We start from the raw sequence: 13,945 nt of genomic DNA, 5'->3' as shown, positions 1-13,945 counted from the left end.
ACGACCTCAGCTCCAGCCGTAGCGCGCCGCCAGCGCCCGTCGCACGGTGTCGAACCGGCGCGCGTCGAGCGCGGCCCCCTCGCGACGCAGGCCGCCCGGCGCGACCCGGAACACGCGGTCGAGCCGGACGAAACTCGGGCGACCGCGCCCGTCCCACTCCCCCGAGCCGATCGGAAGGTACTCCGCCCGGCCGGGATGCTCCTGGCTGGTCAGCGCGACGGCGAGCACCGAACCCGACGGCTCGGCGGCGACCACGAGCACCGGGCGGTCCTTGCCGCGGCCGTCCGCCTCCTCGTAGGGAACCCACGTCCAGACGATCTCGCCCGGGTCGGCGTCGCCGTCGAGGCTGGGGTTGTACGACGTCCGGATGCGACCCAGCCGGGACGGATCGACCTGGACGGTCTCAGCGGGCCGGCTCGGAGTCCGGGCCGTCCGCGACGGACGGAACAGTGCTCCCAGAGCCGACAGGACGCTTCTCACGGATGCCACGAACGGCACCATAGCGGACGCGCGTCAGGCCCACGGTGAACCGCAGGGCGAGGGCGAGCAGCAGGGAGACGGTGGTCGCGTAGAGCAGCACGGACATTCCGGCGATTCCCTGGGCGATGAACAGGTCGAAGTTGCCGCTGTCGACCATCCCGCCGCCGATCGCGAACAGCCCGGGGAACAGCAGCCCCACCAGGCTGCCGACGATCGTCACGACGGAGATCGTCAGCGCCGGGCCGAACCGGGCGCGCGCGGCGAGGTCCACCATCGTGGCGCAGGCCAGGGCGGACAGCGCGCCGACCAGCATCGACCAGCCCAGTGTCAGGACTCCGGACGCCGCCGTCGCACCGACCAGGCCGGCCAGCGCGCCGCACACGGCGCTGGTCAGGGTCGGCCGGCGCAGGACCACCGCATCCACCAGCATCCACATCAGGACCCCGGTCGCGGAGGCGAGGAAGCCGCCGAAGGCCATGAGGGGCGCGTACGCGTCGAGGGCTCCCTCCGAGCCGACGATGAGCCCGAGCCACCCCACCCACACCAGGGCGCCGCCGATCGCGACGAGCGACGGACGGCTCGCGTGCGTCGGCAGGTGCTCGCCCCGGCCGCAGGCCAGCAGGATGCCGACGGCGCTGCCGCCCGCGGCCAGCACCGCGAGCGAACCGCCGAAGTCGACGACGGAGAGGCCGGCCACCGCCCACCCGTCGTCGAGCGCGAACACCCCGTAGGCGACCGGGACCAGGACGAGCGGGAACCAGAGCACCGTGAACACGATCCACGCCCGCAGGGTCAGCCGCGAGGCGACCGCCACCCCCACGACCGCCGTGCAGAGCGCCAGGAGCGCGACGAGGTAGCCGGCGCGGGCGAGCCGATACGGTGAGGACGCCGCTGCATCGGGGCCGGCGATCGACGCCATGCCGAGATCGGGGCGACCGACCAGATGCGGGATCAGCGGGCGGCCGACGATCATGCCGTACCCGCCGAGCACCGCCAGGAGCACGACGACGGCCACCCCGACGAGCGCGAAGCGCAGCGCCCGGGCGGCACGCGCCCGCCCGGCCATGCCGCCGGCGAAGAACGCCAGCCCGAACGCGGCCAGCAGCACCAGCGCGCCGCAGACGAAGAGCAGCAGCGCATCCACCTGGTCCGGCGTGGCGTGTGCCATGGGCTCCCTCGGTCGTCAATGCCTGCACTCACCCTAGCGACGGCGCACCCGGCGCCGCGCAGCCCCGCGGACGACGGAACGGGGCGCCGCCTTCCGGCGACGCCCCGTCCGTTGCGGTCGAGAGACGGTCGATCAGACCGTCTCGAGCGAGTAGCCCTCCTCGCCGTGCACGACGGTGTCGACGCCGGCCAGCTCGTCCTCGTTCTTGATCCGGAAGCCCATGGTCTTCTGGATGACCCAGCCGATCGCGTAGGCCAGGACGAAGGAGTAGATCAGCACCGCGAAGGCGCCGATGGCCTGGACGCCCAGCTGGTAGAAGCTTCCGCCGTACAGCAGGCTCGAGAACTGCGAGGTCGCCTCGCCCTTGCTGTTGTACATGTGGGTGAAGCCGAAGAAGCCGATCCACAGGGTACCGATGAGACCGCCGACGAGGTGGATGCCGACCACGTCGAGCGAGTCGTCGAACCCGAGACGGAACTTGAGGTCGATCGCCAGGGCGCAGACCGCACCGGCGACGAGGCCAAGAAGGATGGCGAAGCCCGGGGTGAGGATGTTACAGGCCGGGGTGATCGCGACCAGACCGGCCACGGCGCCCGACGCGGCACCGATGGAGGTCGGCTTGCCGTCTTTCAGCTTCTCGACGATCAGCCAGCCGATGGTGGCGGCGGCCGGAGCGGCCAGGGTGTTCACCCAGGCGATGGCGGCGACACCGTCGACCGCGGCCTCCGAGCCGGCGTTGAAGCCGAACCAGCCGAACCACAGCAGCGCGGCGCCGAGGAGCGTCAGCGGAACGTTGTGCGGCTTGCTCATGCCCTTCTGGAACCCGACGCGCTTGCCCAGGACCAGGGCGAGAGCGAGGCCCGCCGCACCGGCGTTGATGTGGACGGCGGTGCCACCGGCGAAGTCGTTCACGTGGAGGACGGCCGGGGCCCAGCCGTCGGCGAGGTTGAACACCCAGTAGGCGACCGGGAAGTAGACGATGGTCACCCAGATGCCGGCGAACACCATCCACGAGCCGAACTTGGCGCGGTCGGCGATCGCACCGGAGATCAGCGCGACGGTGATGATGGCGAAGGTGGCCTGGAAGCCGGCGAACGCGAGGCCGCCGAGGTCGGGGGTGATGCCGTCCTTGCCCATCAGGCTCGACAGGAACCAGTCGGGGGTTCCGAGGAAGTGAGGGATGGAAGCGGGACCGAACGCGAGACCGTAGCCGTAGAGCACCCAGAGGACGCCGACCAGGGCCATCGCTCCGAAGCTCATCATCATCATGCTGATGACGCTCTTGGCCCGAACCATGCCGCCGTAGAAGAAGGCGACACCGGGGGTCATCAGCAGGACGAGGGCTGCGGCGACAAGGAGCCAGAGGGCGTTGACCGTCCCTGCCTCCGCGTAGTCCGCTGCTGTGTGGAGCACCATGCGAATTGTCTACCTCTCTGTGCATAGCCCCGCGGGGTGACGCGATCCCGATCCGGGTGGGGGGCGCTTTCGGGGTGGAGCCAGTCTCGATGCGAGAGGTTTCGTGAGAGGGATGCTCGTGTTTCGCGAGTGTTACGCATCCCCCCGGCGTGTAAACACTGTGTTTCGGGATGCTGCCGATGTGCTCGGCGGGTGCTGCGACCCTCCTAGGCGGCGAGCTTCGCGCGCACCTGCCGCTTGGCGCGGCCGAGGAGGGCGGACATCCCGCGCAGCCGGAGCGGCGAGACCGCCTGTGCGAGGCCGAGGGTCTGCGGGAAGTCGTCCGGCACGGCGAGGACCTCGTCGGCGGTGAGGCCGGCGAGGCCCTGCACGAGGATGGATGCGAAGCCGCGGGTCGTCGGAGCCTCCGCAGGCGCGGTCGCGTACAGGTGCACGATCCCGTCGCCGTCGACCTCCACGAAGATGTACACCGGCGCCTGGCACTCCTCGACGCGCTCCAGCAGGTCCGGGTGGTCGCGGTAGCGCTCGGGCAGTTCGGGCAGCTCGTCCGAGAACTCCAGCAGCAGCTGCAGGCGGTCGTTCTGCTCCAGCGCCTGGAAGTCGTCGCGGATCTCGGCGAGCGTTCCCGTCAGTTCGGTCATCCCTTAAGGCTACGTCCGATTCCGGCGTGACCGGTCAGCGCGCCGGAACCTCGCCTGGCTCGGAGCCGGTGACGATCGGGACGCGGACGGCCGAGCCCCACTCCGTCCACGAGCCGTCGTAGTTCTTGACGTTCTCGAAGCCGAGCAGGTGCGTGAGCACGAACCAGGTGTGGCTGGAGCGCTCGCCGATGCGGCAGTACGCGATCACGTCGTCCCCCGGCTTCAGGCCGGCTCCGTCGAGGTAGACCTCCTCGAGCTCCGCACGCCGCTTGAAGGTGGCGTCGGGAGCCGCGGCGCGGGCCCACGGCACCGACTTCGCCGACGGGATGTGACCGGCGCGCAGGGCGCCCTCGGTCGGGTACCCGGGGATCTCGGTGCGCTCGCCGCTGTACTCCTCGGGCGACCGGACGTCGATCAGCGGCTGTCCGAGGTGGGCGAGCACGTCCTCCTTGAAGGCGCGGACGACGGTGTCGTCGCGCTCGACGACGGGGTACTCGACCGGTGTCGGCTGCGGCACATCGCGCGTGAGCTCGCGGCCTTCCGCGATCCACTTGTCCCGCCCGCCGTCGAGCAGCCGGACGTCCTGGTGGCCGAACAGGGTGAACACCCACAGCGCGTAGGCGGCCCACCAGTTGTTCTTGTCGCCGTAGATCACCACGGTCGTGTCGCGGGCGATGCCCTTCGACCCGAGCAGCTCGGCGAAGCGCTCCGAACTCACGTAGTCGCGGATGACCGGGTCGTTGAGGTCGGTGTGCCAGTCGATCTTCACCGACCCGGGGATGTGCCCGGTGTCGTACAGCAGCACGTCCTCGTCCGACTCGACCACCGCGAGTCCGGGTTCGCCCAGGTGCGCGGCGAGCCAGTCGGTGCTCACGAGGCGCTCGGGGTGCGCGTAGCCGGAGAACTCGGGCGACGGGTCGGTCTCGATGGTCATGTCTGTGATGCCCTCCAGGGAATCGGTCGGTGGCGCAGGACTAGGCTGGGAAGCCTGCGACAGCTGGAATCTACGTCCAGCGTAAGCGGCTCGGAACGGCCGCGGTAAGACTTCGACACAAAGGTGCAGAACCCGCCATGACCCTCGAACAGACCGGCGCCCTCCCCCGTCTCGCCGACCGCTCGCCCGCGATCACGGGCGCGGAGATCGCCGAGAGCCTGGTGCCGCCGTCGCAGTTCGAGCACGCGACCTTCGACTCCTACCGGCCCGACCACGACTACCCGTCGCAGTCGGAGGCCGTCGCGACGCTGAAGCTGTTCGCCAAGACCTGGGAGCCGCAGCGGCCGGCCGGCCTGTTCAGCCGCAGCCGCAAGAAGGTGGAGGCGATGAAGCCGGGCGTCTACCTCGACGGCGGCTTCGGCGTCGGCAAGACGCACCTCCTCGCTGCGCTCTGGCACGAGGCGCCCGGCCCGAAGTACTTCGGAACGTTCATCGAGTACACCGCCCTGGTCGGCGCGCTCGGCTATGCCGGAGCGGTCAACCTGCTGCGCGGATCCACGCTGATCTGCATCGACGAGTTCGAGCTCGACGACCCGGGCGACACCATGATGATGACCCGGATGCTCGGCGAGCTCGTCGCCTCCGGCACCCGCATCGCGGCGACCAGCAACACGCCGCCGAACGCCCTCGGCGAGGGACGGTTCGCGGCGAGCGACTTCCTGCGCGAGATCCAGTCGCTGTCGTCGAACTTCCAGACCATCCGCATCGACGGCCTCGACTACCGCCGCCGCGACACCACAGGCAGCGCGATCACGGTCGAGCCGGCGGAGTACGAGCGTGTCGTGACCGCCCTCGCCGGCCGCGGCGAGACGGTGACGAGCGACTCCTTCCAGGACCTCATCGCGCACCTCGCGACCGTCCACCCCTCGCGCTACATCAAGATCATCGACGGCGTGGATGTGATCGGCCTCCGGGATGTGGAGGTGCTCCACGACCAGATGGCCGCCCTGCGCCTCGTCGCCTTCATCGACCGCGTGTACGACGCGGAGATCCCGATCGTGCAGTCCGGCGTTCCGCTCAGCGACGTCTTCGACGAGGAGATGCTCGGCGGCGGCTACCGCAAGAAGTACCTGCGCTCCACGTCGCGCATGATCGCGCTCACCGCGGGTGAGCTGCCGCCGCACGACGACTGAGGCTCCGCCTCCCGCCGAGTTCCGGCATCACGTCACCACTCGGCCCGGGAACCGGCAGCTACTCACGACTCGTCGCACCGGGTGCGGAGGTCGCGGGAGCGTGGGCGGGGATCGTGGCGGCGAGCCAGTCGGCGATGGCGCCGGTCCACTTCGCCTCGTCGTAGTTCCACAGCTTGGTGTGGAGGGCGACATCGAACGACACCAGCGTGACGATGTCGCTTCGCGCCTCGGCGAGCGCCCGGGAGCCGGTCGACGGGACGAACCCGTCGTCGTCGCTGTGCAGGATGAGCATCGGAAGGCTGAGCTCGGAGGCACGCGCCACGAAGTCCATGCTGCGCAGGTCGATCGGCGCCCCCTGGCCGGTGATGGGCCCGCTCCACTCCGACTCGATGAGGCGCATCGCTGCGCGGGTCATCATGTCCGGCAGGTGCAGGAGGTTGCCCTGGTAGCCGAGGGTGTCGATCCAGTCGATGACCGGGGATTCGAGAACGATCCCGGCCACGTGCCCCACCGAGGTGGACCGGGTGACCGTCTGGAGCACGACGGCGCCGCCCATGGACCAGCCCATCAGCACGACCGACCGGGCGCCCTGCGACACCGCGTAGTCGATCGCGGCCTCGATGTCGCGCCACTCGGTGCCTCCCAGGCCGTAGCGGCGGTCGGCGCTCTCCGGCGCATCCCCGTCGTTGCGGTACGAGGCGAGCAGGCAGGTGAAGCCGGCGTCGTGGAACACCCGGACCGCACGGAGGCCCTCCTGGCGGCTGGCCCCCCAGCCGTGCACCTGGATGACCCACCGCTCGTCGCCCGCACCGTCCGGCGCCGGGAACACCCAGGCGGGCGCCTGGCCGAGGTCCGTCGCGATCTCGACCGACCGGACGGGAAGCCCGAGCTCCCCGGGCTGGAGGTAGTAGTAGCCGCTGATGCGGGAGCGTCCCGCGCGCAGTTCGCCGAACTCCACCCGCTCCAGCTCACGGGTGACCGAGCCGTCGGCGCGCTCGATCAGTCCGCCGAGCTTGGCGTAGCCGGTGTCGCCGCCCCACCAGAGGCCCAGCCGGCCGGGCATCGTCGCATCCGGCGACTCACGCAGGGTCACCGTGCCGACGCTCTCGTCGAACGAGCGGATGGTCTGGTTCTGCGGGCGCCGGCGCACCGGCGTGATCACGGTGCGCGCCACGCGGGCCGTCGCCCACCCGGCGATGAGCGCGGTACCGACGACCAGTCCGCCCGCGACGAAGGCCGCCGTTCCGAGTGCCTTGCCCCACGCCGATCCCGAGCCGCCTGCCGCCATAGTGGCAGCGTACCGGCGGCGGCTCCGGTACGCCCTCAGGAGTTCCCCAGGCGGCGTGCCTTACTGACGCCGGACGCCAAAGGCTTCTAGTGTTCGAAGCGTGCCGACACCGACATCCCCACCGCAGCACCCGGCGGAGTTCGCCACGGCGCTGCAGTCCATCCGCACCGCAGTGTCGCGTCCGGAGCTCGTGATCGAGGAGATCCCCGCGCCCGCGCAGCTGGCGCCGTACTCCGTCGCGCTCGCCGCCGACGTCCGGCCCGCGCGCCACGGAAGCGATTCGGATCTCGGCACGGGCCGCTTCATCCTGCTCTACGACCCCGAGGAGCCGGAGGCGTGGGGCGGCCCCTTCCGGATCGTCTGCTTCGCGCAGGCCCCGCTGGAGACCGACATCGGCCTCGACCCGTTCCTCGCCGACGTCGCCTGGTCGTGGCTGGTGGACGCCCTCGACGCGCGTCACGCGCGCTACACGGCCGCGAGCGGGACGGCCACCAAGATCATCTCCACCGGCTTCGGCGAGCTCGCCGCCCAGGGCGACGGCTCCCAGATCGAGCTGCGCGCCTCCTGGAGCCCGCTCGAGGCGGACGTCTCCGCACATGTCGAGGGTTGGGGCGAGCTGCTGTGCATGCTCGCCGGCCTCCCCCCGACCGGCGAGGGGGTGAGCCTGCTCAGCGCCCGGGCGGCCGCGCCCAGGAAGGCGCCGCGTGGCTGAGTACACGGTCATCGAGACCCGTGCCGACTACCTGGATGCGGTCGAGCGCATCGCCGCGGGGACGGGGCCGATCGCGGTCGACGCCGAGCGGGCCAGCGGCTTCCGGTATTCGCAGAGGGCCTACCTCATCCAGGTCTTCCGGCGAGAGGCCGGCACCTTCCTCTTCGACCCGCCGGCGGTCGGCCGCTTCGACGAGCTGAACGAGGCCATCCACGACGACGAGTGGGTGCTGCACGCGGCGACGCAGGATCTGACCTGCCTGCGCGAGGTCGGGCTCGACCCGTCCATCGTGTTCGACACGGAGCTCGCAGCACGCCTGCTCGGGATGCCGCGCGTCGGCCTCGGCACGGTCGTGGAGGAGCTCCTCGGCATCCACCTGGCGAAGGAGCACAGCGCGGCCGACTGGTCGACTCGTCCCCTCCCGCAGCCGTGGCTCGACTACGCCGCCCTCGACGTGCAGCTGCTCCCCGACCTGCGGGACGCCATCGCCGCGCTCCTCGACGAGGCGGGCAAGTCCGACATCGCGCATCAGGAGTTCGCCGACGAGCTCGTCCGCGACCTGGTCCCGGTGCGCAGTGAGCCCTGGCGGCGCCTGTCGGGCATCCACTCGATCCGCGGCGTCCGCAACCTCGCCGTCGCCCGTGAGCTGTGGCAGGCCAGGGACGCCCTGGCCCGGGAGATCGACACCGCGCCCGGCCGTCTGGTCCCCGACGCGTCGCTCACCGCCGCCGCCAAGGCGATGCCGGAGTCGAAGCGCGCGCTCGCGGCGATGCGGGAGTTCACCGGGCGCGCCAGCCGCACGGAGATCGACCGCTGGTGGGCGGCCATCGAAACGGGACGCACCACCGACGACCTCCCTGTGCTGCGCGGCAACGGCGACACCCTGCCTCCGCCCCGGGCGTGGTCCGACCGCAATCCGGATGCGGATGCCCGCCTCAAGGCGGCGCGCACGGCGCTCACGGCCGTGTCCGAGGAGCGCAGCATCCCGCTGGAGAACCTGCTCACCCCCGACACGCTGCGCCGCGTCGCCTGGACTCCCCCCGCCGAGATCACGCCGGAGAGCGTCGCGGAGGCCCTCGCCGCGCACGGTGCACGGCCGTGGCAGGTTGCCGCAACCTCACAGGTGATCGCCCAGGCATTTGTGGAAAGCAGCCAAAGCGCCGACGAGGGGTCGGAGCCCGCTTCGTAGGAAGGATCAAACGATTCTTTTCGTGCACAACGGTGTACCTAGGATCGTTTCCGACCTTGATTTGGGAGGCACTGTGGCCGATAGGAACGATGTCGTGTTCGTCGACGGAGTCCGTACTCCGTTCGGACGGGCCGGCGAAAAAGGGCAGTACTGGAACACCCGCGCGGACGACCTCGTCGTGAAGGCGATGATCGGACTGCTGGAGCGGAACCCCCAGGTGCCCAAGGACCGGATCGACGACGTGGCGATCGCCGCGACGACGCAGCAGGGCGACCAGGGTCTCACCCTCGGCCGTACCGCCGCACTCCTCGCCGGACTGCCCAAGTCCGTCCCCGGATTCGCGATCGACCGGATGTGCGCCGGCGCGATGACCAGCGTCACCACTCTCGGCTCCGGCATCGCGTTCGGCGCGTACGACCTGGTGATCGCGGGCGGCGTCGAGCACATGGGCCGTCATCCGATGGGCTTCGGAGCCGACCCGAACCCGCGCTTCCTCTCCGAGAAGATGGTCGCGGAGGACGCGCTCAACATGGGCATGACGGCCGAGCGCATCCACGACCGGTTCCCCGCGCTCACCAAGGAGCGCTCCGACCGCTTCGCCATGCGCAGCCAGCAGAAGCTGGCCGCGGCGTACGAGGCCGGCAAGATCCAGCCGGACCTCGTGCCTGTCGCGATCCGCTCCGAGTCCGGCTGGGGCCTCGCCACGCAGGACGAGGGCATGCGTCCCCAGACCACGATGGAGGGGCTCGCCACTCTGAAGACCCCGTTCCGGCCGCACGGCCGCGTCACGGCGGGCAACTCGTCGCCGCTGACCGACGGCGCCACGGCCTCCCTCCTCGCGTCCACCGACGCGGTGAAGGAGCTGGGTCTCACCCCCAAGATGCGCATGGTGAGCTTCGCGTTCGCGGGCGTCGAGCCGGAGATCATGGGCCTCGGGCCCGTCCCGTCGACCGAGAAGGCGCTCCGCAAGGCGGGCCTCCGCATCGACGACATCGGGCTGTTCGAGCTGAACGAGGCGTTCGCCATCCAGGTGCTGTCGTTCCTCGACCACTTCGGCATCGCCGACGACGACCCGCGCGTCAACCTGTGGGGCGGCGCGATCGCGATCGGCCACCCGCTCGCCGCGAGCGGCGTCCGCCTGATGATCCAGCTGGCGCGCCAGTTCGAGGAGCACCCGGAGGTGCGCTACGGCATCACCGCGATGTGCGTGGGCCTCGGCCAGGGCGGAACCGTCATCTGGGAGAACCCGAACTACGACAAGCGCGCCGCGCGGAAGGGCTGACACGCACGTGACCGACTACAGCACGATCGACTTCTCCCCCCTCGCCGACCTCACCGACGACGAGGTCGTCACCCACTCCTTCGTCCGCGACGTCCCGCTCCCCAGCGGCAAGACGCTCGCTCTGGTCACCCTCGACAACGGCCGCGACCACACCCGCCCCAACACCATGGGGCCGGCGACGCTGCTGGAGCTCGGGAAGACCTTCGACGAGCTGACCGAGCGCGCGAAGCGCGGCGAGATCGACGCGGTCGCCGTCACCGGCAAGCCGTTCATCCTCGCCGCAGGAGCCGACCTCAGCCGCGTCAGCGAGATCCCCAGCGTCGAGGTGGCGAAGCTGCTCCCGCAGCTGGGCCACTACGTTCTCGGCAAGCAGGCGACCTTCGGCGTCCCGTCGTTCGTGTTCACGAACGGCCTGGCGCTGGGCGGCGGCGTGGAGATCGGCCTCAACGCCGACTACCGCACCATCGACCGCAATGCGGCCGCTTTCGCCCTGCCCGAGGTCTTCCTGGGCCTCATCCCCGGCTGGGGCGGCGCGACCATCCTGCCGAACCTGATCGGCATCGAGAACGCCCTCAAGGTGATCGTCGAGAACCCGCTGAAGCAGAACAGGATGCTGAAGCCGCAGGAGGTCTTCGACCTCGGGATCGCGGACGCGATCTTCGACTCGGCCAACTTCCTCGAGGACTCGCTGCGGTGGGCCGACAAGGTCCTCACCGGCGACGTCGTCGTCAAGCGCCCGAACGAGCCGGGCAAGATCGAGCGCATGGTGAAGTGGGATGCCGCCATCGGCATCGCGCGGAAGATGCTCGAGTCGCGCATCGGCACCGTCCCGAAGTCGCCGTACAAGGCACTCGAGCTGCTCAAGGCCGCGAAGGCGAACGACCGGGAGGCCGGGTTCGCCCTCGAGGACGACGCGCTCGCGGAGCTCATCGCGGGCGACCAGTTCCAGGCGAGCATCTACGCGTTCAACCTCGTGCAGAAGCGCGCGAAGCGCCCGGCCGGCGCCCCGGACAAGAAGGTCGCGAAGAAGGTCACCAAGATCGGCGTCATCGGCGCCGGCTACATGGCCAGCCAGTTCGCGCTGCTCTTCGTCCGCCGCCTCCGGGTGCCCGTCGTCATCACCGACCTCGACCAGGCGCACGTCGACAAGGGCGTCGCCTACATCCACGACGAGATCGGCAAACTGCAGGAGAAGGGCCGCATCTCCCCCGATGAGGCCAACCGCCTGCGCGCACTGGTCACCGGCACCACCGACAAGGCCGACTTCGCCGACTGCGACTGGGTCATCGAGGCGGTGTTCGAGGAGCTCGGCGTGAAGCAGGACGTCTTCGAGCAGGTGGAGCAGTTCGTCTCCGACGACGCGGTGCTCGCGACGAACACCTCCTCCCTGTCGGTGGAGCAGATCGGCGCCAAGCTGAAGCATCCCGAGCGCCTGGTGGGCTTCCACTTCTTCACCCCGGTCGCGGTCATGCCGCTGATCGAGGTCGTGAACACGCCGCTCACGGATGAGGCGACGCTGTCGACCGCGATGGTGACGGCGGCAGCGCTCAAGAAGAACGCGGTCATCACGGCCGACACCCCCGGGTTCGTCGTGAACCGCATCCTCGCGAAGATCCTCGGCGACGCGATGCACGCGGTCGACGACGGCACGCCGTTCGACGTCGTCGACGAGGCCATCGCGCCGCTCGGCCTCCCGATGGCGCCGTCCGCCCTGCTCGACCTGGTGGGGCTCAAGGTCGGCGCACACGTGCTCGACACCCACCATGCGGCCTTCCCCGACCGGTTCTACCGGTCGGAGAACCTCCACAAGCTGGCCGAGTACGGCACGCTGCTGGAGAAGGATGCCAAGGGCAAGGTGAAGGGCCTCGACAAGGGAGCGGCGAAGATCGTCTCCGGCGGCACGAACCCGTGGACGAAGGAGCAGATCCTGCGGACCCTCGAAGACGGCCTGGCCGACGAGATCCACCGCATGCTCGCCGACGACCACGTGGTCGAAGCACCCGAGGACATCGACCTGTGCATGATCCTCGGCGCGGGCTTCCCGTTCCAGATGGGCGGCATCACCCCCTACCTGGATCGCGTCGGAGCGTCCGAGCGCGTGTTCGGGGACACGTTCCACCACCCGCCGGTCAAGGGCGTCGCCTGACGCGCTGCCGAGTTGACGCGCTGCCGAGTTGACGCGACACGCCGTCCGCCCGATCGGGCGGACGGCGTGTCGCGTCAGGCAGGGTCGGCTGTCAGCGGTTGACCGTCGACATGTCCGGGTAGCGGTCGCCGACGGGGGCCGCGACCGCATCCAGCCGCGCCAGCTGCTCCGGGGTGAGTTGCAGGTCGGCGGCGGCGACGTTCTGCTCCAGGTTGGCGACCTTGGTCGTTCCCGGGATCGGCGCGATGTCGTCGCCCTTCGACAGCAGCCACGCGAGGGCCACCTGGCCGGGCTTCGCGCCGACCTCCCGCGCGACCTCGTCCACCTGCTCCACGATCCGGATGTTGGCCTCCAGGTTGTCTCCCTCGAACCGCGGGTTGAAGCGGCGGAAGTCGTCGTCCGACAGCTGCTCGAGCGAGCGGATCGTCCCGGTGAGGAAGCCGCGGCCGAGCGGCGAGTACGGCACGAAGCCGATGCCGAGCTCGCGAACCGTCGGCAGCACCTCGGCCTCCGGGTCGCGCGTCCACAGCGAGTACTCCGTCTGAATGGCGGTCACCGGGTGGACGGCGTTGGCGCGGCGGATGGTCGCAGGCGACGCTTCCGACAGTCCGTAGTGCCGGATCTTGCCCTCCTCGATCAGCTCCTTCAGTGCCCCGACGGTCTCCTCGATGGGCGTGTCCGGGTCCATCCGGTGCTGGTAGTAGAGGTCGATGTGGTCGGTCTGCAGACGACGCAGCGAGCCTTCGACGGAGAGCCGCACGTTCTCGGCCGAGCCGTCCATCCCGCGCTCGTCGTTCTGGCGGTGCTTGATGGTGCCGAACTTGGTGGCGATGACGACGCGGTCGCGGCGGCCGTCGGCGAACGCCTTCGCGAGCAGCTCCTCGTTCGTGTACGGCCCATAGATCTCGGCCGTGTCGAAGAACGTCACGCCCAGCTCCATCGCGCGGTGGATGGTGCGGATCGAGCCCGCCTCGTCGCTTCCCGCGCCGGTGTAGAACGCGGACATCCCCATGCAGCCCAGGCCCAGCTGCGAGACCTCCAGCTTCTCGCTTCCCAGTGCGATCGTCTTCATGCGTCGTTCCCTTCCGTGACCTGGCCGACGCTCTGCCGGTACAGGTCGATCTTGTAGTCGATGGCCGCCAGGCTCGCCGACATCTCCTCCAGCTGCCGCACGACGGCCATGCGGTGCAGGAGCAGCAGCTCCAGTCGCTCCGCCTGCGTGTCGTCGCCCTGCCGCGCGAGCACGACGTACTGCCGCATCGTCGCGATCGGCATGGCGGTCGAGCGCAGCTTCGTGAGGAACGTCACCCAGGTGACGTCCGCGTCGGTGTAGCGCCGGTGGGTGGAGGATGCGCGCTCGACCGGGGTCAGCATCAGCCCCTCGCGCTCGTAATAGCGCAAGGTGTGGGTGGTGAGCCCGGTCCGCTCGGCGACGTCGGAGATCGACATCGCCGTCCGTGTGTCGGTCATATCGCCACAGTAGAACTTCGAGCGCA

The 13,945-nt window shown here is 70.1% G+C and carries 13 protein-coding genes; 5 read left to right on the top strand and 8 right to left on the bottom strand.

The annotated features are described in order from the left end of the window. Positions 1 to 6: 6 nt before the first annotated feature. From BLW09_RS07045 to BLW09_RS07025, 5 genes are all read right to left on the bottom strand, one after another. Positions 7 to 489, bottom strand: a complete 483-nt coding sequence (locus BLW09_RS07045; RefSeq protein ID WP_425484713.1) for a type II toxin-antitoxin system PemK/MazF family toxin — start codon at positions 487 to 489, stop codon at positions 7 to 9. After that, positions 404 to 1,648 carry an ammonium transporter gene (locus BLW09_RS07040; protein WP_089910324.1) on the bottom strand — a complete coding sequence of 415 codons (1,245 nt, stop codon included), beginning with the start codon at positions 1,646 to 1,648 and terminating at the stop codon, positions 404 to 406. The genes BLW09_RS07045 and BLW09_RS07040 overlap by 86 nt, the downstream gene beginning before the upstream one ends. Positions 1,649 to 1,780: 132 nt before the next feature. Beyond that, on the bottom strand, positions 1,781 to 3,064 hold the full coding sequence (locus tag BLW09_RS07035; protein WP_089910322.1) for an ammonium transporter: 1,284 nt from the start codon (positions 3,062 to 3,064) through the stop codon (positions 1,781 to 1,783). A gap of 206 nt (positions 3,065 to 3,270) precedes the next feature. Further along, a complete protein-coding gene (locus tag BLW09_RS07030; RefSeq protein WP_089910319.1) occupies positions 3,271 to 3,705 on the bottom strand; it encodes a SufE family protein in 435 nt (144 codons plus the stop codon). Positions 3,706 to 3,739: 34 nt separating this feature from the next. Then, positions 3,740 to 4,639 carry a sulfurtransferase gene (locus BLW09_RS07025; protein WP_089910317.1) on the bottom strand — a complete coding sequence of 300 codons (900 nt, stop codon included), beginning with the start codon at positions 4,637 to 4,639 and terminating at the stop codon, positions 3,740 to 3,742. Positions 4,640 to 4,776: 137 nt separating this feature from the next. Between BLW09_RS07025 and zapE the strand changes: the two genes are divergently transcribed. Further along, entirely contained in the window at positions 4,777 to 5,832 is a 1,056-nt protein-coding gene (zapE, locus tag BLW09_RS07020) for a cell division protein ZapE (protein WP_089910314.1), read from the top strand. Positions 5,833 to 5,890: 58 nt separating this feature from the next. Here the strand turns inward: zapE and BLW09_RS07015 are convergent, their stop codons facing one another. Continuing rightward, entirely contained in the window at positions 5,891 to 7,120 is a 1,230-nt protein-coding gene (locus tag BLW09_RS07015) for an alpha/beta hydrolase family protein (protein WP_089910312.1), read from the bottom strand. 100 nt (positions 7,121 to 7,220) lie between these two features. Here BLW09_RS07015 and BLW09_RS07010 point away from each other — a divergent pair, with 100 nt between their 5' ends. The 4 genes from BLW09_RS07010 to BLW09_RS06995 all read left to right on the top strand — a co-directional run bounded on the left by BLW09_RS07010 (position 7,221) and on the right by BLW09_RS06995 (position 12,449). Next, positions 7,221 to 7,832 (top strand): DUF3000 domain-containing protein, encoded by a 612-nt coding sequence (locus tag BLW09_RS07010; protein WP_089910308.1) that lies wholly within the window; start codon positions 7,221 to 7,223, stop codon positions 7,830 to 7,832. After that, positions 7,825 to 9,021, top strand: a complete 1,197-nt coding sequence (locus BLW09_RS07005; RefSeq protein ID WP_089910305.1) for an HRDC domain-containing protein — start codon at positions 7,825 to 7,827, stop codon at positions 9,019 to 9,021. The genes BLW09_RS07010 and BLW09_RS07005 overlap by 8 nt, the downstream gene beginning before the upstream one ends. Before the next feature lie 73 nt (positions 9,022 to 9,094). Continuing rightward, on the top strand, positions 9,095 to 10,303 hold the full coding sequence (locus tag BLW09_RS07000; protein WP_172824180.1) for a thiolase family protein: 1,209 nt from the start codon (positions 9,095 to 9,097) through the stop codon (positions 10,301 to 10,303). Positions 10,304 to 10,310: 7 nt separating this feature from the next. Then, on the top strand, positions 10,311 to 12,449 hold the full coding sequence (locus BLW09_RS06995) for a 3-hydroxyacyl-CoA dehydrogenase NAD-binding domain-containing protein (protein ID WP_089910299.1): 2,139 nt from the start codon (positions 10,311 to 10,313) through the stop codon (positions 12,447 to 12,449). 91 nt (positions 12,450 to 12,540) lie between these two features. Here the strand turns inward: BLW09_RS06995 and BLW09_RS06990 are convergent, their stop codons facing one another. Beyond that, positions 12,541 to 13,521: an aldo/keto reductase gene (locus BLW09_RS06990; protein ID WP_089910296.1), complete on the bottom strand. Its 981-nt coding sequence runs from the start codon at positions 13,519 to 13,521 to the stop codon at positions 12,541 to 12,543. Further along, positions 13,518 to 13,919: a MerR family transcriptional regulator gene (locus BLW09_RS06985; RefSeq protein ID WP_089910293.1), complete on the bottom strand. Its 402-nt coding sequence runs from the start codon at positions 13,917 to 13,919 to the stop codon at positions 13,518 to 13,520. Before BLW09_RS06985 ends, BLW09_RS06990 begins: the two co-directional genes overlap by 4 nt. Between the last annotated feature and the right edge of the window lie 26 nt (positions 13,920 to 13,945).

Origin of the sequence: Leifsonia sp. 21MFCrub1.1 (assembly GCF_900107895.1) — a bacterium.
Lineage (GTDB): Bacteria > Actinomycetota > Actinomycetes > Actinomycetales > Microbacteriaceae > Leifsonia > Leifsonia soli.
This window is presented reverse-complemented; position numbering and strand designations above follow the sequence as displayed.

Coding starts and splice junctions, on each gene's coding strand:
- BLW09_RS07040 (WP_089910324.1), bottom strand. CDS start 1,648: ATGGCACACGCCACGCCGGACCAGGTGGATGCGCTGCTGCTCTTCGTC.
- BLW09_RS07035 (WP_089910322.1), bottom strand. CDS start 3,064: ATGGTGCTCCACACAGCAGCGGACTACGCGGAGGCAGGGACGGTCAAC.
- BLW09_RS07030 (WP_089910319.1), bottom strand. CDS start 3,705: ATGACCGAACTGACGGGAACGCTCGCCGAGATCCGCGACGACTTCCAG.
- BLW09_RS07025 (WP_089910317.1), bottom strand. CDS start 4,639: ATGACCATCGAGACCGACCCGTCGCCCGAGTTCTCCGGCTACGCGCAC.
- zapE (WP_089910314.1), top strand. CDS start 4,777: ATGACCCTCGAACAGACCGGCGCCCTCCCCCGTCTCGCCGACCGCTCG.
- BLW09_RS07015 (WP_089910312.1), bottom strand. CDS start 7,120: ATGGCGGCAGGCGGCTCGGGATCGGCGTGGGGCAAGGCACTCGGAACG.
- BLW09_RS06990 (WP_089910296.1), bottom strand. CDS start 13,521: ATGAAGACGATCGCACTGGGAAGCGAGAAGCTGGAGGTCTCGCAGCTG.
- BLW09_RS06985 (WP_089910293.1), bottom strand. CDS start 13,919: ATGACCGACACACGGACGGCGATGTCGATCTCCGACGTCGCCGAGCGG.